This is a genomic window from Roseospira goensis (genome assembly GCF_014197795.1).
In the GTDB taxonomy this organism is placed as follows: Bacteria; Pseudomonadota; Alphaproteobacteria; order Rhodospirillales; family Rhodospirillaceae; genus Rhodospira; species Rhodospira goensis.
In genome coordinates this window covers 69,379-89,584 of record NZ_JACIGI010000001.1, presented here as the reverse complement: position 1 = coordinate 89,584, position 20,206 = coordinate 69,379, and the positions used below count along the sequence as shown (strand labels likewise).

The following is a 20,206-nucleotide window of genomic DNA, read 5'->3' as shown; positions in this document are numbered from 1 at the left end:
ATCTCCCTTCTAAGCTGGGGACGGCGTCGCTCAGGCCGCGACGCCCTCCGACACACCCTCCAGCCGGTCCTCCAGCTCCTCGCCCGCGTTGCGCAGGGTTTCGAGCACGGACTCGTCAGGGCTCCAGTAGTTGCGCTCGTGCGCCTCCAGCAGGCGGTTCGCCACCCGCGCCGAGGCCATCGGGTTCAGGTCGGCGAGGCGCTTGCGCATCTCCTCGTCGAGCATGAACGTTTCGGTGAGCTGATCATAGACCCAAGGCGCCACCTGACCGGTCGTCGCCGACCAGCCCAGGGTATTGGTGATGGCGGCCTCGATCTGGCGCACGCCTTCGTAGCCGTGCTCCAGCATGCCCTCGTACCACTTCGGGTTCAGCATGCGGGTGCGGGTCTCCAACGCCACCTGCTCGGCCAGGGTCCGCACCTTGCCCTCGCCCATGGTCTGGTCGCCGATGTAGACCGGCACCGCCGACCCGTCGCCCTTGGCCCGCGACACCGCGCGGCTGATGCCGCCCAGGGTGTCGAAGTAGTGATCGACGGTGGTCACACCCAGTTCCATCGACTCGAGGTTCTGATAGGCCAGGTCGACCCCCGACAGGATCTCGCCCAACTGCTCGGCGCGCGGGGTCGGCGTGCCGGCGCGGCCGTAGGCGAAGCACTTGCGCCGGGTGTAGGTCTCGGCCAGCTCGTCCTCCTCGGTCCAGCCGCCGGAGTCGACCAGCATGTTGACGTTGGAGCCGTAGGCGCCGTCGGCGTTGGAGAACACCCGCAGCGCCGCCGTCTCCAGATCGCAGCCGTGCGCGGCCATGTAGGCCAGCACGTGCTTGCGGATGAAGTTCTGCTCCACCGGCTCGTCTTCGGCGGCGGCGGCCAGGTAGGCGGCCTCGGCCAGCAGCCGGGTCTGCAACGGCAGCAGGTCGCGGAAGATGCCGGACAGCGTCATGATGACGTCGACGCGCGGCCGCCCCAGCTCCGCCAGCGGGATCAGCTCGGCCCCGGCCAGGCGGCCGTAGCCGTCGAAGCGCGGCCGCGCCCCCATCAGTGCCAGGGCCTGGCCGATGGGGCCGCCCTCGGTCTTCAGGTTGTCGGTGCCCCACAGCACGATGGCGATGGTTTCGGGGTACGGATTGCCCTCCGCCACGTGCCGGTCCAGCACCATCCGGGCCTGCAGGGCGCCGTCCTTGACCGCGAACGGGCTCGGCAGCCGGAACGGGTCGAAGCCGTGCAGGTTGCGCCCGGTCGGCAGCACCGCCGGCGTGCGCAGCAGGTCACCGCCCGGCGCCGGCCGCACGAAGCCGCCGTCGAGGGCGTGCAGCAGCGCCGGAATCTCCGCATCCGTGGTCAGCAGGCCGTCGATCCGGGCCAACTCCTCGAACAGCGCCATGTCCAGGCCGGCCTCGGCCGCGGCCTCCTCGTCCACGATCCCGGCGGCGTAGCGCGCCCGGGTCAGCGCGGCCTTGGGGTCGCCGGTCTCCAGCAGGGTCTCGACCACCACGCGGTCCAGGGTCACCTCGCGCGTCGCCTCGGCCAGCGCCACCAGCAGGTCGACCCGCTCCTCCATCGAGGGGCCGCGCCCGATGACGTGCAGGCCGTGCGGGATCAGGGTCTCCTCCAGCTCCAGCAGGGCGACCCGCAGCTCCTCCATGCGGTCGTCGAGGGCCTTCGGCTCCAGGCTGTCCTGCCAGGCCGGCTCGGCCTCCGCCAGTTCCAGTTCCGCGGCCTGGGCCTGGATCAGCGGGATCAGGCGGGCCCGCTCGGCGGCGTCGTCCGGCGGCAGGGCGCGCCAGCGCTCGACCGAACTCTTCAGCTCCGACAGGCCCTTGTACAGCCCGGCCTGGGACACCGGCGGGGTCATGTAGCTGATCAGGGTGGCGGCCGAGCGGCGCTTGGCGATGGCCCCCTCGGAGGGGTTGTTGGCGGCATAAAGATAGTAGTTCGGCAGGTCGCCGATCAGCCGCTCGGGCCAGCACTTGCCCGACAGGCCGGTCTGCTTGCCCGGCATGAACTCCAAGGCACCGTGGGTGCCGAAGTGCACCACCGCGTGGGCGCCGAAGCTGGCGCTGATCCAGCGGTAGAAGGCCGTGAAGGCGTGCGTCGGGGTGAAGCCCTTCTCGAACAGCAGCCGCATGGGGTCGCCCTCGTAGCCGAAGGCGGGCTGCACCGCGATCACCACGTTGCCGAGCTGGATGCCCAGCACGTGGATGGACTGGCCGTCGCTCTGCTGCCGGCCCGGGGCCGGCCCCCACTGGGCCTCAATCTCGCTCAGCCAGCGTTGACCCTTGACGTGGTCGTCGACGGAAATGCGGGTCAGGACGTTGGCCTGGGCGCCATACTGGGCGGCGTTGCCGGTCAGCAGGCGGTCGCGCAGGTCCTCGACGCTGTCCGGCACCTCGACGGTGTAGCCGGCGGCCGCCATGGCCTTCAGGGTGTTGAACAGCGACTCGAACACCGACAGGTAGGCCGCGGTGCCGACCGCGCCGCTGTTGGGCGGGAAGTTGAAGACCACCAGGGCCACCCGGCGCTCGGCCCGCTCGGCGCGGCGCAGGGCGATGGTGCGGTGAACCCGGGCGGCCAGGGCCTCGACACGCTCCGGCTCGGGGAACATGTCGCGGGCCGCCTCGCCCTCGGCGTCGTCGGTGCGGCCGCCGAACAGCAACGGGGCGGTGGCGCCGTCCAGCTCGGGGATCGCGATCATCATGGTCGATTCGACCGGCAGCAGTCCGCGGTCGGACGTCCGCCACTGGTCGAGGGACTGGAACTCCACCGCATGCGCGGTCATGTACGGCAGGTCGAGGCGCGCCAGCAGGTCCTCGGCGGCGCGGGCGTCGTTGTAGGCCGGACCGCCGACCAGCGAGAAGCCGGTCAGGGACAGCAGGGTGTCGATGACCGGGCGCTCGCCCTTGACGAAATAGGTGTCGATCGCCGGGCGCGCGTCCAGGCCGCTGGAAAAGGCCGGGATGACGCGCAGGCCGCGCGCCTCCAGGGCGCCGATGACCGCGTCGTAGTGCGCCGTGTTGCCGGCCAGGATGTAGGAGCGCATCACCAGCACACCGACGGTGCCGCGGATGGCGCCGTCCGGCATCGGAAGCTGCGCCGGATCCTCGCCGATGCGGCCGGGCATGCGGGGATGGTAGAGGCCGACCTCGGGGTATTCCGCCGGCGCCTCGGGCTGGGTCTGGCCGCGTAACACCCGGCGCTCGCCGTCGGCGTAGCGGTCGACCAGGAAGCGGACCATGTTCTCCACGTTGGTCTCGGAGCCGGCGAGCCAGTACTGGAGCGTCATGAAATAAGCGCGCAGGTCCTGGGCCTTGCCCGGGATGAAGCGCAGGATCTGCGGGATGCGGCGCAGCATCGCCATCTGGCCGGCGCCGGAGTCGGCGGCCTTGTCGTCCTTCTTCTTCATGCTGCCGCGCAGCTTCTTCAGCAGCGCCATGACGCCGCCCTGCTTGGCGTCCATGCGCAGCGGGCCGAGCTTGGTCAGCTTCACCACCTCGCCGGCGCACATGGCGCCGATCATGGCGTCGCAGGACTCCCGGCGCGCCTGCAACGCCGGCAGCACGGCCTGGATATGGTCCTCCATGAACAGCATCGTGACGATGATGATGTCGCCGCGCTCGATGTCGTGCAGGCAGCGGCCGAGGGCGTCGTCGTCGTCGCCCCACTCGGAGGCGGCATGCAGGGTCAGGGTCAGCCCGGGCAGATCCTCGCGCAACGTGCGCGCGGCCCGCTCCGTGGCCCCCGACAAATGACCGTCCAGGGTCACGATCACGACCCGGATGGGCGTGTCCTCACCGGCTGTAGTATGTTTTGGCATCGTACAAGGTCTCGATGGTGATCGTGGAGACACCCCGTTCGGCGGCGAACCGCTCCGTATTGCGGCGGGCCTTGCCCCGAACGAAGAACGGGATCTTGTGCAACTCGCGTTCGGCCTCGGCGGTCCAGACCGGGCCCGCTGACGCGGACGGAGACGGGGAGGAGGAGGACGCAGGGACGGCGGGATCGCCAGCGGGGGCGGCACCGGCGGCCACCTCGGCGCCGGCCCGCTGGGCGGGGGATGGATCGGAGGGCGGGACGGCCGCCGCCGCCGGACGGCCGGAGGACGCCGACGCCAGATGGGAGGGACCGGCCTCGGCGTGGAACTCGAAGTCCTCCCGGAACATGCCCAGGAGGTGTTCCTCCAGGCCCATCATCAGCGGATGGACCCAGGTATCGAACAGCACGTTGGCGCCCTCCACCCCCATCTGCGGGGCGTAGCGGGCCGGGAAGTCCTGCACGTGTACGGGCGCCGAGATGACGGCGCAGGGCACACCCAGGCGCTTGGCGATGTGGCGCTCCATCTGCGTGCCGAGCACCAGGTCGGGGTGCAGCGCGGCGATGGTGGCCTCCACCTCCAGGTAATCGTCGGTGATGAGCGGCTCGACGCCGTAGTGCTTGGCCGCGGCGCGCACGTCGCGGGCGAACTCGCGGGCGTAGGTGCCCAGGCCCACCACCTCGAAGCCCATTTCCTCGGCCGCCACCCGGGCGGCCGCGAGGGCATGGGTGGCGTCGCCGAAGATGAACACGCGCTTGCCGGTCAGGTAGGTGCTGTCCACCGAGCGCGAGTACCACGGCAGCCGCGGCGCCAGCCGGGTCAGCACGGGCGCCGGGTCGACCCCGGCCAGGCCCGCCACCTCGGTCACGAAGTCGCGGGTGGCGCCAACCCCGATGGGAACGGTCTTGGTCGCGGGCTGGCCGAACGTCTTCTCCAGCCAGCGCGCCGTGGTCTCGGCGAACTCCGGATACAGCACCACGTTGAAGTCGGCCTCGCCCAGCCGCGCCAGATCGGCCGGGGTGGCGCCCAGCGGGGCGGTCACGGTGACGGTCACGCCGAGGTCGGCCAGCAGGCGGGTGACCTCCTGCACGTCGTCGCGGTGGCGGAAGCCGAGCGCGGTCGGCCCCAAGATGTTACAGGTGGGCGCGGCCCCGGCGGCGCGCGGCGGGCGCGCGGTCCCGGGCGGCGGCGCGTGCGGGCCGGCCAGGGCGCGCGCGATCCGGTAGAACGTCTCGGCCGCGCCCCAGCTCTCCTTGCGCTGGTAGGACGGCAGCTCCAGCGGCACCACCGGCACCGGCAGGCCCAGGGTCTCGGCCAGGCCGCCGGGATCGTCCTGGATCAGTTCGGCGGTGCAGGAGGCACCGACCATCAGGGCGTCCGGCCGGAAGCGGTCGTAGGCATCGTGCACCGCGTCCTTGAACAGGGCGGCGGTGTCGCGCCCCAGGTCGCGCGCCTGGAAGGTCGTGTAGCTGACCGCCGGCCGGGCCGGACGGCGCTCGATCATGGTGAACAGCAGGTCGGCGTAGGTGTCGCCCTGCGGCGCATGCAGGACGTAATGCACACCCTCCATGGCGGTGGCGACGCGCATGGCGCCCACGTGCGGCGGACCCTCGTATGTCCACACCGTCAGCCGCATGGCGCTACACCCTCAGCAGGCCGGCGCGCCGCAGCGGCCGGGCGAACAGGTCGGCCAGATCGCCGGCCTGTTCATAGCCCTGGATGGGCGTGAAGACCAGCTCGATGGCCCACTTGGTGGTCAGGCCCTCGGCCTCCAGCGGATTGGCGAGGCCCAGGCCGCAGACGGTCAGGTCCGGCCGGGCGTCCCGGCAGCGGTCGAGCTGATTGTCCAAGTGCTGGCCCTCGACCAGTCGCGTGTCGGGCGGCAGCAGCGCCAGCTCCGGCGCCATCAGGCCGCGGTGCAGGTACGGCGTCGCCACCTCGACCGGCACCATGCCCAGCTCGCGGGCCAGAAAGCGCGCCAGCGGCGGTTCGAGCTGCGAGTCGGGGAAGAAGAAGATGCGCTTGCCGGCGAGGGCCGCGCGCTGCGGCTCCAGCGCGGCGCGGGCGCGGGCGCGGGCGGCGGCGGTGACCTGCTCGAACCGCTCGGCCGGCACGCCGAAGGCGTCGGCGGCGGCCTTCAGCCACAGTGTGGTGCCCTCCTCGCCCAACGGGAACGGCGCCGCCAGCCGGGTGGCGCCGCGCCGCTCCAGCAGGCGCGCGGTCTCGGCCAGGAACGGCTGGGCCAGCAGCAGGCGGGTGTTCGGCCCCACCGCCGGCAGATCGCCGGCGTGGCGCGGCGGCACGAAGCGCACCCGCTCCAGCCCGAAGGCCGCGAACAGCCGGGCCATCTGGTCCTCGACCACGTCGGCCAGGGTGCCCAGCACCAGCAGCTCGGGCGCCGCGGCGTCGCCCGCGGCCGGCATCTCGGGGACCAGTGCGGCCAGGGCGGCGTCCTCGCCCTCGGTGAAGGTGGTGTCGAGTCCGCTGCCGGAGTAGCTCAGCACCCGGGTGCGGCCCGCGTAGGCCTGCGACAGCCGCACCGCGGCGCGGCTCAGGTCGAGCTTGATGACCTCGGACGGGCAGGAGCCGACCAGGAACAGCAGCTTGATGTCCGGGCGCCGCTCCAGCAGGCGGGCGACCTCGCGGTCCAGTTCGTCGTTGGCGTCGGCGAGCCCGGCCAGGTCGCGCTCCTCCAGGATGGCGGTCGCGAACCGGGGCTCGGCAAAGATCATGACGCCGGCCGCGGACTGCATCAGATGGGCGCAGGTGCGCGAGCCGACGATGAGGAAGAAGGCGTCCTGAATCTTGCGATGCAGCCAGATGATGCCGGTGAGGCCACAGAACACCTCGTTCTGCCCGCGCTCCCGAACGACGGGGAGCGCCGCGCCGTCGGCGGCGCCATCCGGCGCCGGGCAGGCAGGGTTGGCAAGGGCGGCGCGAGAGGTCATTGGGCGGCGCCCGCCGGAGTGGCGGCGCGATCGTCCTCGGCGCCGGCGGCCTCGGCCTGAAGCCGCGCCGCGCGCAGCTTGAGGACGAACTGGCCGGCATTGATGACGTAGGCGGCATAGGCCGCCAGGGCCAGGACCATCAGCCCCTGGGCGCCCAGCAGGTCGCCGAACAGCGCCACCAGATAGGCGGTGTGCAGGGCCAGGACCAGCATGCTGAACACGTCTTCCCAGTAGAAGGCCGGCGCGAACAGATAGCGGCCGAAGACCTCCTTCTCCCAGATCGCCCCGGTGATCATGATCACGTAGAGCACCAGCGTCTTGACCACGACCGAGGCGGTGGCCAGGGCATAGCCCTCGCCGGTCAGCAGGTAGTCCACCACCAGGTAGAGGCTGACCAGGAACACGGCGAACTGGGTCGGTGCCAGGATGCCCTGAACGATGGTCCAGGGCGACTCGTCGCGGCGGCGGCGCTCGGCCGGGGTGTACAGCGGCCGCGACGGACCGCGCCCCCCCGACGCGACCGAAGCATCAACCGAGGCATCAGACGTAGTGTGCGCGTGCGCGTGCGCCTGGGCTTGGGACACGGCCCCGCGCGCCGCCCCGCCGGACGACGGCGCCCCCGCATTGGGCGCGACCCGGTGCAGCCGTGCGGTGTTGGGCACGGTCAGGCCGGCGTGGGCCGACCACGGGCAGTGGTCCACGGTCGCGATCATGCGGTCGATGTTGAAGTTGAGCATCGGTCTGCCAACCCTCCTGTGAGTGCCACGCGCGCAGACCGGCGGTCGAACGATGGGCCGCGGCCGGCGACGGGCGCCGTCAGACGTGTTGCGAGGGGGGTGGGGTCCGAAACGCTGACCCTGCGCGGCCGTGCCCAGTCCTCCCACCGGTTCCGACCATCCCCGCCTGTCCTCTCCATCCTCGCTGACTCTATGGGGATGGGGGGAACGTGTCAACCAAACAAGACGTCAATTGCTATTGACAAAGGCGGCGGCCTGCGATGAGGTAGACGGGCTTCCGGGGTCCGATCCGGTTGCGTCCAGACCCGTTTCTTGATGAACTACCCGGCGTCCGGTTCGAAGGCCGATCCAACGTCCAGACAAAGGGGAACGACACCGATTGACAAGCGCGTCGCGCACGTGCACGGGGTCGTCATCGCCCGCCCAATAACCGGATGCGGCGTAAGGGTATCATCGAGGGAGGGGCTGCGCCATGGCTGGTTCAAGGCGCGTTGATGTGGACCCGGGTGTCTGGCAGCCGTCGGAAACACCCGGGACGGGATGGCCGAGGGTGCGGTCTCGCACCGATGGTACCTGGGGGATCAGGCAGCCCGACTCGACCGTCTCCGCTGCGATGCAGGAGGCCCACCGCGGATGGGGACCGCGGCAGACGGGGGAGCCCGAAACGGGCGAAGCCGATCTGCAACGGCAGCGGCGGGCGCCGATAGCTCGGGAGGGCAAAGCCTTGGCGAGCGTGATCGAGGGGGACGTGATCCCGCGGCTGGTCCTGGCCCACCGACGGGCTGCGGTCGCCGCGGGCGGTGTCGTCGCCGCCGGCCGGCCGCATGGCCAGCGCGACCCGCGATGCGACCTGGACGGCCGCTCCGGGGCGCTGGGTGGGAATGCCGGCGGGCCAGGGGGCGGACCGGTGAACAGACCGGGGGACGGGATGACGGCCTTCGAGGCCGCGCGGCCCGATGCCGACGTCGAGACCTTCGCCCATCTCATCCTCAGCAACGACATGGACCGGGCCGTCGCCTTGCTGGACGACCGGCGGGCGCGCGGGGCCACGTTCGAGGGGTTATGCGCCTCCGTGCTGGGTCCGACCGCGCGCTTGTTGGAGGCCTATTGGAGTGGGGACGCCTGCGACTTCACCGACCTGACGGTGGGGCTGGGCCGCCTGCAGCGCCTGTTGCACGACCTCGACCACGAGGTGGCACCGGAGCGCGCGCTGTGCGACCTGAACCATCGCGTGTTGGTGTCGGCGGTGCCGGGCGAGCAGCACACCTTCGGGGTGTCCATGCTGTCCGCCCTGTTCCAGCGCGCCGGGTGGCACGTCACCGACGCGCTGGTGGTCGAGTCGTTCGAGGATCTCGTCGCGCAGGTGCGCGACGATCCCTTCCCCCTCATCGGGCTGTGGGTCGGCGGTCCTTGCCGCCTGCCCGGTGTGGCCACGGGCATCGACGCCCTGCGCCGCGCCTCGGCCCACCCGGAAGCCCGGATTCTGGTCGCGGGGCCGCCCTGTGCGGCGCCCGCGTCGGATGGCGCGGCGCTCGGCGCCGACGCATTGGCCGAAACCGCTCCGGAGGCGGTCGCGCGGGCGGAGTGCCTGCTCGGCCGACCGGTGGAGCCCAACTGAGCGGGCGGGTCCTGGTCGAGGGCCCGCTAGGGCGAGGGGAGTTGTGCAGCAGTTCAGCGCACCCAGAACCTCCTTGGGGGACCTCGACGCCGACCAGGCCGCCCGCGTCATCTGCGCGGCGGCCGATATCGCGTTGGTCCTGGATGCGCATGGCGTGGTGCGCGACGTGGCCGTGGCCAAGGCCGACCTGGGCCTGGGCGGCGCGGGCGCGTGGCTCGGTCGCCCCTGGGCGGAGACCGTCACCGACGACAGCCGGCCCAAGATCCAGGCCCTGATGCACGACGCCCTGGCCGACATCCCCACCGGATGGCGCCAGGTCAGCTACCCCGGCCCCGAGGGCGCGGCCGACATCCCGGTGCTGTACGCCGCCGTCAAGGTCGGCGCCGGCGGCCGCGTGGTGGCGGTCGGCCGGGACCTGCGCTCGGTCGCCAGCATGCAGCAACGCCTGCTGCTGGCGCAGCAGACGGTGGAGCGCGACTACGCCCGGCTGCGCCACCTGGAGACCCGCTACCGCCTGCTGTTCAAGCTGTCGTCCGAGGCGGTGCTGTTCATCGACTCGGCCTCGCGCAAGATCGTCGAGGCCAACCCGGCCGCCACCGCCCTGTTCGGCGACGCCGGCAAGTCCCTGGTCGGCCGCGTCTTCCCCCACGGCCTCGAAACCGAGGACGCCGACGCGCTGGAGACCCAGCTCGCCAGCGTGCGCGCCATCGGCCGCGCCGAGGACGTCACCGCCCGGCTGGGACCGGCCCGGCGCGAGGTGATGGTCTCCGCCGCCCTGTTCCGGTTCGAACGCAACGTCCAGTTCCTGGTGCGGCTGTCGCCGCACGGCGCCGACGCCGACGGCACCCTGGTGACGCATACCCGCGCCCGCCTGCTGGAGGTGGTGGACAACGTCCCCGACGGCGTCGTCGTCACCGACATGGACGGCACCATCCTGTCCGCCAACACCGCCTTCCTGGACTTCGTGCAGGTGGCCACCGAGGCCCAGGTGCGCGGCCGCCCGCTGGGCCGGTTCATCGGCCGGCCCGGCGTCGACATGACGCCGCTGATCGCCAACCTGCGCGAGTTGGAGACGGTGCGCCAGTTCACCACCGTCATCCACGGCGACGTCGGCGGCAGCACGACGGTCGAGATCTCCGCGGTCGCCGTGCCGCATGCCGATCGGCCCTGCCTGGGCTTCATCCTGCGCGCCGTCGGCGAACGCGACGAGGGCGAGGGCTCGGGCGTGACCGCGGTCACCGCGCCGCGTTCGGTGGAGCAGCTCACCGAACTGGTGGGCCGCGTCTCGCTCAAGGAGATCATCCGCGAGACCAACGACATGATCGAGAAGCTGTGCATTCAGGCCGCCCTGGAACTGACCGGGGACAACCGCGCCTCGGCCGCCGAGATGCTCGGCCTGAGCCGCCAGAGCCTCTACGTCAAGCTGCGCCGCTACAACCTCGGCGACCTGTCCTCGGCCGGCACGTCATGACCGCCGGCCACCCCGTCAGGCCCTCTGGCCGACCCTCTGGCCGACCGGCCGCCGATACCCCTATGGCGGATGTGTCAGTTCCAATTGACGCATCCGACGCTCGCGCCTACTGTCCGCCCATGCAGACCAAATCTCCGGGCTTCCAGCCGGCCGCCCTCCTGGAGGTGATGCACCCCGTCACCTGGTTCGCCCCGATGTGGGCGTTCGCCTGCGGCATCGTCTCGTCGGGCCAGCCGGTGCTGTCCCACTGGCTCGTCATCCTGGGCGGCATCGTGCTCGCCGGGCCGCTGGTGTGCGGCACCAGTCAGGTGGTCAACGACTGGTTCGACCGCCACGTGGACGCCATCAACGAGCCCGACCGGCCGATCCCGTCGGGCCGCATCCCCGGCCGCTGGGGCTTGTACATCGCCCTCATCATGACCGGCCTCTCGCTGGCCCTGGCCTGGGCACTGGGCATCTGGGTGTTCTGGGCCGCGGTGTTCGGGCTGGCGCTGGCCTGGGCCTACTCCATGCCGCCGTTCCGGCTCAAGCTCAACGGATGGTGGGGCAACGGCGCGGTCGGCCTGTGCTACGAGAGCCTGCCCTGGTTCACCGGCGCGGCCGTCATGGTCACCGCCCTGCCGGACGGGGCGATCATCGCCCTCGCGCTGCTGTACGGCGCCGGCGCCCACGGCATCATGACCCTGAACGACTTCAAGGCCATCGAGGGCGACACCCAGATGGGCGTGCGCACCCTGCCGGTGCAACTCGGCGCCGATGGCGCCGCCCGGCTGGCCTGTTGGGTCATGGCGGTGCCGCAGGTCGTGGTTATCGCCCTGCTGCTGCTGTGGGGCCATCCCTGGTACGCGCTCGCGGTGGTCGGCCTGCTGGTGGTGCAGGGCCTGCTCATGATCCGCTTCCTGCGCGACCCGGTGCGGCATGCGCGCTGGTACAGCGGCCTCGGCGTCCCCTTCTACGTGTCGGGCATGATGATCAGTGCCTTCGCCTTGCGCGCGGACGCACTGCTGGCAGGAGCGCCATGACGAGGACGGAGTCGCACCTGGGCTGGCTGTCGATTGTCCGCCTGGGTCTGGTGCAGGCGTCGCTGGGCGCCATGGTCATCCTGACCACCTCGACCTTCAACCGGGTGATGGTGGTGGAACTGGCGCTGGCCGCCATGGTGCCCGGCGCCCTGGTCATGCTGCGCGAGGTGTTGCAGTTCCTGCGGCCGCGCTGGGGCCACGGCTCCGACGTGGGCGGGCGGCGCACCCCCTGGATCGTCGGCGGCATGGCGCTGCTGGCGCTCGGCGTGTTCGGCGCCGGCGTGTCCACGGCGTGGATGAGCACCAGCGTCTCCGCCGGCCTGACCGGGGCCGTGCTCTCCTATGTCGTCATCGGCATCGGCGTCGGCGCCGCCGGCACCAACCTGCTGGCGCTGCTGGCCAAGCAGGTCGCCCCCGCCCGGCGCGCCCCGGCTGCGACCATCGTGTGGCTGATGATGTTCGTCGGCTTCATCATCACCTCGGCGGTCGCCGGCGCCCTGCTCGACACCGCGCCCGCCGCCGGGGCTGCCGATGCGGCCGCCGGCGCGTACGACCCAGAGCGCCTCATCCTGGTGACCGGCGGTGTGTGCGCGGTGGCCTTCCTGGTGACCGTGCTGGCCCTGTACGGCGTCGAGCGCCGGCCCGGCGCGGCCCCCCAGGCCGCCGTCGCGGGCGCCTCGGCCGGCGGCGGCGATCCGGGCCCGAAGCCGCGCTTCCTCGACACCCTGGTCGCGGTCTGGCGCGAGGACGAAGCGCGACGCTTCGCCATCTTTGTGTTCGTGTCCATGTTCGCCTACAACATGCAGGACCTGATCCTGGAGCCGTTCGCCGGCGCCGCCTTCGGGTTCACGGTGGGCGAGTCCACCAGCCTGACCAGCCAGCAGCACAGCGGCGCCCTGGTCGGCATGCTGGTGGTCGGCATCCTGGCCAGCCGCATCGGCGGCGGCCGCCCGGCCGCGCTCAAGCTGTGGACCGTCGCCGGCTGCATCGCCTCCGCGTTCACCCTGGCCGGGCTGGCGCTGTCGGGCCAGTTCATCGAGGTCTGGCCGCTGCGCCTGAACGTCATCCTGATGGGGGTGGCCACCGGCGCCTTCACGGTCGCCGCCATCAGTTCGATGATGGGCCTGGCCGGTGCCGGCACCCGGAACCGCGAGGGCATCCGCATGGGCGTGTGGGGCGCGGCCCAGGCCGTCGCCTTCGCCGCGGGCGGCTTTTTCGGCACCCTGGCGGCGGACGCCTCGCATCTGGTCCTGGACGCCAAGGCCGACGCCTATGGCCTGGTGTTCGCCGTCGAGGCCGTGCTGTTCCTGGTCGCCGCCGGCCTGGCCGCGCGCATCGGTGGCGTGGCGGCGGTGCGCGGATCCGCCGACCCCGAGACCGCGCCCGCCGAGCGGGGCGCCCCCGTGCTGGCGGCCACGGCGGAGCAACAGTTGGGAACGCGTTAGAGCCGGCCGCACGCCATCGGCGCGCGGTCGAGCAAGTGGGAGCGGGCCGCCCGCCGCTGGGAGGGGCCCGCGCCTGTCCGGTCAACACGAACGGGGGAGACGGTCTTGGTGGAACCCATGGACACGGTGGATGTGGTCGTCGTCGGCGGCGGGCCCGCCGGGGCCACCGCGGCGACGGACCTGGCCCGCAAGGGTCGCTCGGTGGTGCTGCTCGACCGCGAGAACCGCATCAAGCCCTGCGGCGGCGCCATCCCGCCGCGCGCCATGCGGGACTTCGCCATCCCGGAGTCCCGGCTGGTCTGCAAGGTGCGCGGCGCGCGCATCGTCTCGCCGACCGCCCGCATGGTCGACATGCCGATCCTGAGCGGCTACGTGGGCATGGTCGACCGCAAGTCGTTCGACCCCTGGCTGCGCGAGCGCGCCGCCGAGGCCGGCGCCGAGCGCCGCATCGGCACCGTGCAGCGCATCGAGCGCGACCCCGACGGCACCGCGGTCGTGGTCTACAAGCCCCAGGGCGCGGCCAACGACGCCGAGCCGGTGCGCCTGCGCGCCCGCGCCATCATCGGCGCCGACGGCGCCCGCTCCATCGTCGCCAAGACCCAGGTGCCCGGCGGCGAGGACCGCCCGGTCGTGCTGGCCTACCACGAGATCGTGCGCGCCCCCGAGCCCGGCACCGTGCCCGGTTACGACCCCGAACGCTGCGACGTCTGGTATGACGGCACCATCTCGCCCGACTTCTACGGCTGGGTGTTCCCGCACGGCGACACCGTCAGCATCGGCATGGGCACCGAGAAGAAGGGCGTCGACCTGCGCGCCGCCACCGCCGAGCTGCGCCGCCGCTGCGGCCTGGCCCAGGCCGAGACGCTGCGCTACGAGGGCGCCCCGATCCCGCTCAAACCCCTGAAGAAGTGGGACAACGGCAAGGACATCGTGCTGGCCGGCGACGCCGCCGGGGTGGTCGCCCCGGCCTCCGGCGAAGGCATCTACTACGCCATGTGCGGCGGCCGGCTGGCCGGCGAGGCGGTCGACGCCATGCTGCGCACCGGCAAGGCCGCGCATCTGGCCGACGCCCGCAAGCGGTTCATGAAGGAGCACGGCCGGGTGTTCTGGATCCTCGGCCTGCTGCAGGACTTCTGGTACAAGAACGACAAGCGCCGCGAGCGCTTCGTCTCCATGTGCGAGGACCCCGACGTCCAGCGGCTGACGTGGGAGGCGTACATGAACAAGGCTCTGGTCCGGTCGAGCCCGCTGGCGCACGTGCGCATCTTCCTCAAGGACATGGCGCATCTGCTCGGACTGGTGAAGGCAACATGACGGATACCGCCGAAGACGTCCGGCCCCGCCCGGGGCCGCTCTGGAAACCTATCGCCGTCGCCGCCCTGATCGTCGCCGTCGTCGGCGGGGTGGGTGATCAGTTCACGGTCCTGGGACCGTGGTATCAGTCGCTCGACCAGCCGGCCTTCAAGCCGCCCGACTGGGCCTTTCCCATCGGCTGGAGCGTGATCTACCTGTTCACGGCGGCCTCGGGCGTGCTGGCCTGGCAGCGCGGACCGACGCGCGCGGCCAAGGGCTGGCTGCTGACCGTGCACCTGATCAGCGCCGCCATCAACATCGGGTGGAGCTACCTGTTCTTCGTGTTGCAGCGGCCGGACTGGTCGCTGATCGAGAACGTGGTCCTGTGGGCCTCGGTGGCGTGGCTGATCGTGGTCACGCGTCGGTGCGACCGCCTGGCGGCGTGGCTGCTGCTGCCCTACATCGCCTGGGTGACCTTCGCGCTGACCCTGAATGCGGCCGTGGTGTGGATGAACGCGCCCTTCCCCGGCGTCGCGAGCCCGGCCTGAGCCGGCGCGACCGATGACGGACCTGCTGGCCGATCTGTACACCTCCGGCCGGGTCGCCGACCTGCTGGTGGCCCTGATCGCGCTCGAAGCCCTCGGGCTGGCGTGGCTGCATCGCCGCGCCGGCCGGCCCGGTCTGCCCTGGGGCCTCCTCGTCAACCTGGCCACCGGCGCCGCGCTGGTCCTGGCCCTGGGCGCGGCGCTGCGCGGCGCCGCCTGGCCGGTGATCGGGGGGTGGCTGGTGGCGGCCCTGGTCGGCCACGGCGTCGACGTGGCGCTACGCTGGCGCGCCGGCCGCCCCCGGCCCGGGCCGGGCGCGAGACCCGCCGGTAAGGCCGTAAGGCCGTCTGGTACGTAAGGCCGTCTGGTAAGGCATGACCGCCGCGCGGGTGACCGCGCGGCGGTCCAAGCCGGCCGTTCCCCAGAACCGCAGCCCTCAGAACCGCAGCCCTCAGAACCGCAGCGTGCCGCCCAGCGAGACGATGTCGATGCCGTTCTCGTACTCGCCCACCAGCCGGCCCTGGCTGGTCGTCTCGTCGATGCTGGACTCGTTGACGAAGATGTGGGTGTACCCGACGTCGACGGTCAGCCAATCCTCGAAATTGTACGACACGCCGCCGGCCAGCCAATAGCGGTCCTCGCCCGGGATGCGGGCGGTGCGGTGCTCGTCCGGAATCGGCGACATGTCGTAGGCCACGCCGGCGCGGAAGGTCCAGTGCTCGTTGGGCCGCCACAGGGCGCCGATGGACGCGAACACCGTATCGTGCCAGTTCTCGACGGTGCGGCTGTCGGCGCCGACCTCGGCGTCCACCGCCAGCTCGTCGAACAGCGACCAGTTGGTCCACGCCACCTCGCCCATGATCGCCCATTCGGGCGAGACCTCGTGATAGGCGCCGACGCTGAGCGTATCCGGGGTGGTCAGTTCGGCCTCGGCGTCGCTGTCCACCAGCCCGCCGCGCGCCGCCAGGACCGGATGGACGTTCGCATACTCGCTCTTGCCGTCGAAGGTGTGATGCACCCGAGAGCGGTAGTTGATGCCGATGCGGGTGGTGTCGTTGAACTCGTAGAGGGCGGCGACATTGAAGCCGAAGCCCAGATCCTGACCGGTCAGCTTCTGGAGACCATCGTGCGGCAGCAGGCCCAGGTTATTGATCGCCGTCGTCAACCGCACCGACGTGTACTGAAACACCGGGCCCGCGGCCACCGACAGGCCGTCGGTGATGCGGTAGGCCAGGCTCGGCATCAGGCTGATCGACTCCAGGTAGGAGTCCAGCGCCTGGTACCGGCCCACCCAGCCGGCGTCGTACTCGGTGCTGAGCCCGAACGGCACATTGATGGCGAGCCCGAGCCGCAGGTCGTCGGTCAGTTCGGTGACGCCGTAGACCGAGGGGATGAAGGCGTCGACGGCCGCATCGCCGCCGCTGCCGCCCGCGATCGGGGTCCCGAAGGCCGAGGTGGCGCCGCCGCTGAAGCGGGCCGACGGCATGATGTATGCGCCGCTGGCCCCGACGTGGGTCCCCGACAGCCGCGTCATGCCGGCCGGGTTGAAGAAGGCCGTGCTCGGGTCGTAGGCCTTCGCCGAGGCACCAGCGTAGGCGTTGCCCAGCCCCTCCGCGCCCTGCTCCTTGAGCTGGAAGCCCGACGCGACGGCCGGCCCGGCCGCGACGCCGGCCATCAGGGTCACCGCGAGCCCGGCCGCGCCGGCCCGGCACTGACGGATGGTCATCGTGTTTCCCCCCTTTGTTCTGGTCCGCCCCGTCCCGGTGCGCCGGCCCGGCGGCGCCCGACGAAGCGTCAACGTAGCCTGACATCGTGTCCGGGGCAGTGTGTCTCATTTCCGACATGTTTCAAGCGTGCTTGACACCGCTGGCACCCCATGGACCCCGCGCCGGGACCTTTCCGAGCGCCGCGCCGATGCAAAACCCCTTCAGGAAAAACAACTTTCGGCGCCTGTTGCAGCGTCGCCACGCGCGCGCGCGAAACGCAGCCCGGCCGCACCGGGACGGGCCGGAGGCCCCCAGGCGCGACCCCGGCCGCCCCGCGACCGGCGGGCGGGCGCCCCGGTAACCCACTGTTTTAAATGACCTTTTTGTGCGGCAGGGGCGCGACCCGGGGTTCGGTCGGGGCCGGCCGGGGCGAAGGCCCCGGCTGCGGGCGCCGTTGCGCGCGATCGCCGGTCCGGGTATCACCATACACGGGTCAGGCGTCCGGGCGTTCGGTGCGCCGGCACGCCCCGACCCGCGCGCCGCGCGCGACCGGCCGCGGCGACGCGCCATGGCAGCGGCGGCCATGACCCATGGCCGGAACCGCGACGGGGTCTGAAACCGGTTTCCGAAACCGGGGCCGGAAACGGGGGCCGGAAACGGGGGCCGGAAACGGGGGCCCGAAACGGGGGCTCGCCTGGACCGGCGCCGACGCGTACGATGGGTGGGCCGGCCGCGCCGTGGTCGATCGCCTCGATCGCCTCGGTTCGGATGGGGGCGGGTCCGGCGGGGGTGGCATGGTCCGCCGGGATGCGGGATGGGGCGCGCTCCGCGGTCGGGCGGCCACCGAAGGACAGACAGGCGGACGATCAGACGAGAAACCAAGCGACGGGCTCCGGACCCGGGGACCCGACCGGAACAAGGGGCGGCAGGCGAAGCATGACGACCAAGGCGACACCGACTCTCCCGCGCATGTTCGGCCGGGGCGCGGCCCGGACCGTGAGGGGCGCCGTGGCCGGCACCGTGGCGGTCACCGTGGCAGGCCTGGCCCTGACCGGCTGCGCCGCGCTCAGCACGGTGGACACCGATCCGGCCCCGCCGTCCGCCGGCGCCCGCACCACCACCGCCCCGGCGATCGCGCCGCCCTCGGCCGGCAACGGGGCACAACTCGCCGCTCTGGCGCAGTCCGCCCCCGATATCGACGATCCCGACTCCGTGGACGATACCCTGGTCGCCGATCCGCTGGAGGACTGGAATCGCTTCGTGTTCGATCTGAACAGCCTGATCTACATGTTCATCCAGCCCGTGATTGCGCCCTACGGGGTGCTGCCCGACGAGCGCAAGGAGAACGTCGACAACTTCCTGCACAACCTGTCGACACCGGTCATCCTGCTCAACGATCTGCTCCAGGGCGAAACGGACCGGGCCTGGGTCACCACCCAGCGCTTCGCCATCAACTCCACCGCCGGCGGCCTCGGGTTCTGGGACGCGGCGGAGGACATGGGCCTGCCCAAGCACGACGAGGACTTCGGCCAGACCCTCGGGGTCTGGGGCGTGGGCGACGGACCGTACATCGTCTTCCCGCTGTTCGGTCCGGGCAACCCACGCGACGGCATCGGCCGCGCCGTGGACATGGTCACTGACCCGCTGTTCTGGCTCGCCGGTCCCAGCGGGGAGGCCGCGGTCAACGCCCGCACCTACGCCTCGGTCTCCAGCCAGGTGGGCGGGAACGTGAACCGCATGGAGGAGCTGCGCGAAACCTCTATCGACTTCTACGCCGCGGTGCGCAGCCTCTACATCCAGTCCCGCCGCGCCGCGATCGCCAACGACGAGGGCAACCCCGCCGCCTCCGCCCCGTCCCTGTCCGAGACCGGACCGAAGGCCGACACCGTGTCCCCGCCGACGCTGGAGGCGGCCGCCCGGCCGGCCGCGGCGCCCACCCCGATGACCGAAGCCGGCGCCGCGCCCGGCGCCGGCCCCTAGGGCGGATTGCACGGCATTGGCCCCACTCCTGGAGTCCAATGCCGTGCGAGACTCCGCCCCAACCATGTGATTTTGATCTGGGGCAGAGTCTCATAATCAATCACAACCACGCTGTGAGTCAGATTGATCACGATCTGCCCTACCCGACCTCGCGCATAGGGGCCGGCGCCCAATCGCCGTCGGCCCGCCGGGCCACGTCCTCGGCCGCCCGCTCGTCGTCGGTGATGTAGTCGCGGGTGACCGGCAGCGCCCCCAGGGAGCGGGCAAGCTGGGCCTGGAACACCACCTGACGGTCGAACCGGAACACCGCCTCGCAGCCGGCCAGGTAGAACTCCCACATCCGATAGAACCGCGCGTCGTACAGGTCGTTGATGACGTGATCGCGCTGCGCCTGGAAGCGGTCGCGCCAGTGCCGCAGGGTCTCGGCATAGTGCAGGCGCAGCACCTCCAGGTCGGTCAGGATCCAGTCCGCGTGTTCCACGGCCTCGGTCAACTCCGACAGCGCCGGGGTGTAACCGCCGGGGAAGATGTACTTGCGCAGCCAGGCGTTGGTGCCGCCGGGCGCCTCGGCGCGGCCGATGGTGTGCAGCAGGAACACGCCATCCGGATTCAACAACGCGCGGGTCTTGCGGAAGAACTCGACGTAGTGGTTGACGCCCACGTGCTCGAACATGCCGACCGAGACGATGCGGTCGAAGGTCTCCGGCACCTGGCGATAGTCCTGAAGGCGGAACTCCACCAGGTCCTCCAGCCCGGCCTCGGCCGCGCGCTGGCGGGCCACCCGAAGCTGCTCCTGCGACAGCGTCACGCCGACCACCCGCACGCCGTGCTCGCGCGCGAGGTGCAGCGCAAGCCCCCCCCAGCCGCATCCGATGTCCAGCACGCGCAGGCCCGGGGAGAGCCGCAGCTTGGCCGCGATGTGGCGCTTCTTGGCGAGTTGCGCCACCTCCAGGTCCGTCACCCCGGGTGGCCAGTAGGCACACGAGTACTGCATGTCGTCGTCGAGAAACAGGCGGTAGAGCGCCTCGGACAGGTCGTAGTGGTGGGCGACGTTCTTATGGGCGCGCCCGACCGGATTGTGCTGATGCAGCCACCGCAAACCCCAGTTCACGAACCAGTGCAGGCGGAAGAACGTCGCCCCCCGGCTGTGCCGGTGCATGTTGGCCACCATCAGGGCCAGCATGTCGTAGAGCGTCCCCTCCTCGATGGTGAGGGTCCCGTCCATGTAGGCTTCGCCGACCGCCAGTTCCGGCCCGGCCAGGAAGCGGCGCCCGAAGGTCGGGTCGGAGATGCGAATCGTGACGGGGTCGGGCGCCGGCCCGGTGCCGGTCTCGGCGAAGGGGGCCCCGCCAAAGACGCGGCGACGCCCGGCGTGGTCGATCAGCGTCAGCGATCCGTCACGCAGGGCCTGTTGGAGAATCATCCGCAGGATCATGTCCGCCTCGCCTGCCTGATGCCGGCCAGGTGGGACGGTCTCGCGCTGCCGTGCGCCTCCGGACTCGCGCACAGCCCCCTCGAACCGCCGCACGTCCTGACCGATCGTTGCCGTCTGCATCGCCGACGCCGCCTCGCATCGCCCGCGATCCGTTCCGTCGGCAATTCAATTCAGCATAGGCAGTTTGCGGGCGCGCATC

At 71.5% G+C, this 20,206-nt stretch carries 14 protein-coding genes; 8 read left to right on the top strand and 6 right to left on the bottom strand.

Annotation, left to right across the window (positions count from 1 at the left end):
- Positions 1–30 precede the first annotated feature (30 nt).
- From GGD88_RS00400 to bchF, 4 genes are read right to left on the bottom strand one after another with little or no spacing between them, the layout of a single operon-like run.
- Positions 31–3,810, bottom strand: a complete 3,780-nt coding sequence (locus tag GGD88_RS00400) for a magnesium chelatase subunit H (RefSeq protein WP_184430853.1) — start codon at positions 3,808–3,810, stop codon at positions 31–33.
- A complete protein-coding gene (bchB, locus tag GGD88_RS00395; protein ID WP_184430852.1) occupies positions 3,785–5,443 on the bottom strand; it encodes a ferredoxin:protochlorophyllide reductase (ATP-dependent) subunit B in 1,659 nt (552 codons plus the stop codon). The genes GGD88_RS00400 and bchB overlap by 26 nt, the downstream gene beginning before the upstream one ends.
- Before the next feature lie 4 nt (positions 5,444–5,447).
- A complete protein-coding gene (locus tag GGD88_RS00390; RefSeq protein WP_184430851.1) occupies positions 5,448–6,755 on the bottom strand; it encodes a ferredoxin:protochlorophyllide reductase (ATP-dependent) subunit N in 1,308 nt (435 codons plus the stop codon).
- On the bottom strand, positions 6,752–7,492 hold the full coding sequence (gene bchF / locus GGD88_RS00385; protein ID WP_425502547.1) for a 2-vinyl bacteriochlorophyllide hydratase: 741 nt from the start codon (positions 7,490–7,492) through the stop codon (positions 6,752–6,754). The genes GGD88_RS00390 and bchF overlap by 4 nt, the downstream gene beginning before the upstream one ends.
- Before the next feature lie 733 nt (positions 7,493–8,225).
- On the opposite strand from bchF, the gene GGD88_RS00380 reads away from it, so the two are divergent.
- From GGD88_RS00380 to GGD88_RS00350, 7 genes are all read left to right on the top strand, one after another.
- Positions 8,226–9,110, top strand: coding sequence for a cobalamin B12-binding domain-containing protein (locus GGD88_RS00380; RefSeq protein ID WP_343056177.1), 885 nt, complete (start codon positions 8,226–8,228; stop codon positions 9,108–9,110).
- 73 nt (positions 9,111–9,183) lie between these two features.
- The gene (gene ppsR, locus GGD88_RS00375) at positions 9,184–10,581 is read left to right on the top strand and encodes a transcriptional regulator PpsR (RefSeq protein ID WP_246423464.1); all 1,398 of its coding nucleotides are present in this window, start codon (positions 9,184–9,186) and stop codon (positions 10,579–10,581) included.
- Between the two features lie 119 nt (positions 10,582–10,700).
- Positions 10,701–11,603 carry a chlorophyll synthase ChlG gene (gene chlG, locus GGD88_RS00370; RefSeq protein WP_221236924.1) on the top strand — a complete coding sequence of 301 codons (903 nt, stop codon included), beginning with the start codon at positions 10,701–10,703 and terminating at the stop codon, positions 11,601–11,603.
- On the top strand, positions 11,600–13,048 hold the full coding sequence (locus GGD88_RS00365; RefSeq protein ID WP_184430847.1) for a BCD family MFS transporter: 1,449 nt from the start codon (positions 11,600–11,602) through the stop codon (positions 13,046–13,048). The genes chlG and GGD88_RS00365 overlap by 4 nt, the downstream gene beginning before the upstream one ends.
- 117 nt (positions 13,049–13,165) lie before the next feature.
- Entirely contained in the window at positions 13,166–14,362 is a 1,197-nt protein-coding gene (locus tag GGD88_RS00360; protein WP_221236934.1) for a geranylgeranyl diphosphate reductase, read from the top strand.
- A complete protein-coding gene (locus GGD88_RS00355; protein ID WP_184430845.1) occupies positions 14,359–14,889 on the top strand; it encodes a TspO/MBR family protein in 531 nt (176 codons plus the stop codon). Before GGD88_RS00360 ends, GGD88_RS00355 begins: the two co-directional genes overlap by 4 nt.
- A gap of 13 nt (positions 14,890–14,902) precedes the next feature.
- Positions 14,903–15,244, top strand: a complete 342-nt coding sequence (locus GGD88_RS00350; protein ID WP_184430844.1) for a hypothetical protein — start codon at positions 14,903–14,905, stop codon at positions 15,242–15,244.
- A 93-nt stretch (positions 15,245–15,337) separates the two neighbouring features.
- On the opposite strand, the gene GGD88_RS00345 is transcribed toward GGD88_RS00350, so the two are convergent.
- Complete coding sequence (locus GGD88_RS00345) at positions 15,338–16,612, bottom strand: OmpP1/FadL family transporter (protein WP_246423463.1); 1,275 nt, start codon at positions 16,610–16,612, stop codon at positions 15,338–15,340.
- Positions 16,613–17,528: 916 nt separating this feature from the next.
- Here GGD88_RS00345 and GGD88_RS00340 point away from each other — a divergent pair.
- Positions 17,529–18,572 carry an MlaA family lipoprotein gene (locus GGD88_RS00340; RefSeq protein ID WP_246423462.1) on the top strand — a complete coding sequence of 348 codons (1,044 nt, stop codon included), beginning with the start codon at positions 17,529–17,531 and terminating at the stop codon, positions 18,570–18,572.
- A gap of 139 nt (positions 18,573–18,711) precedes the next feature.
- Here GGD88_RS00340 and GGD88_RS00335 read toward each other — a convergent pair whose 3' ends face one another.
- Positions 18,712–20,007, bottom strand: a complete 1,296-nt coding sequence (locus GGD88_RS00335) for an SAM-dependent methyltransferase (RefSeq protein WP_184430843.1) — start codon at positions 20,005–20,007, stop codon at positions 18,712–18,714.
- Positions 20,008–20,206 lie beyond the last annotated feature (199 nt).

Excerpts from the sequence above, each read along its gene's own strand:
- GGD88_RS00400 (WP_184430853.1), bottom strand. The coding sequence starts at position 3,810 with ATGCCAAAACATACTACAGCCGGTGAGGACACGCCCATCCGGGTCGTG.
- bchB (WP_184430852.1), bottom strand. The coding sequence starts at position 5,443 with ATGCGGCTGACGGTGTGGACATACGAGGGTCCGCCGCACGTGGGCGCC.
- GGD88_RS00390 (WP_184430851.1), bottom strand. The coding sequence starts at position 6,755 with ATGACCTCTCGCGCCGCCCTTGCCAACCCTGCCTGCCCGGCGCCGGAT.
- bchF (WP_425502547.1), bottom strand. The coding sequence starts at position 7,492 with ATGCTCAACTTCAACATCGACCGCATGATCGCGACCGTGGACCACTGC.
- chlG (WP_221236924.1), top strand. The coding sequence starts at position 10,701 with ATGCAGACCAAATCTCCGGGCTTCCAGCCGGCCGCCCTCCTGGAGGTG.
- GGD88_RS00365 (WP_184430847.1), top strand. The coding sequence starts at position 11,600 with ATGACGAGGACGGAGTCGCACCTGGGCTGGCTGTCGATTGTCCGCCTG.
- GGD88_RS00360 (WP_221236934.1), top strand. The coding sequence starts at position 13,166 with ATGGACACGGTGGATGTGGTCGTCGTCGGCGGCGGGCCCGCCGGGGCC.
- GGD88_RS00355 (WP_184430845.1), top strand. The coding sequence starts at position 14,359 with ATGACGGATACCGCCGAAGACGTCCGGCCCCGCCCGGGGCCGCTCTGG.
- GGD88_RS00350 (WP_184430844.1), top strand. The coding sequence starts at position 14,903 with ATGACGGACCTGCTGGCCGATCTGTACACCTCCGGCCGGGTCGCCGAC.
- GGD88_RS00345 (WP_246423463.1), bottom strand. The coding sequence starts at position 16,612 with ATGACCATCCGTCAGTGCCGGGCCGGCGCGGCCGGGCTCGCGGTGACC.
- GGD88_RS00340 (WP_246423462.1), top strand. The coding sequence starts at position 17,529 with ATGACGACCAAGGCGACACCGACTCTCCCGCGCATGTTCGGCCGGGGC.
- GGD88_RS00335 (WP_184430843.1), bottom strand. The coding sequence starts at position 20,007 with ATGATCCTGCGGATGATTCTCCAACAGGCCCTGCGTGACGGATCGCTG.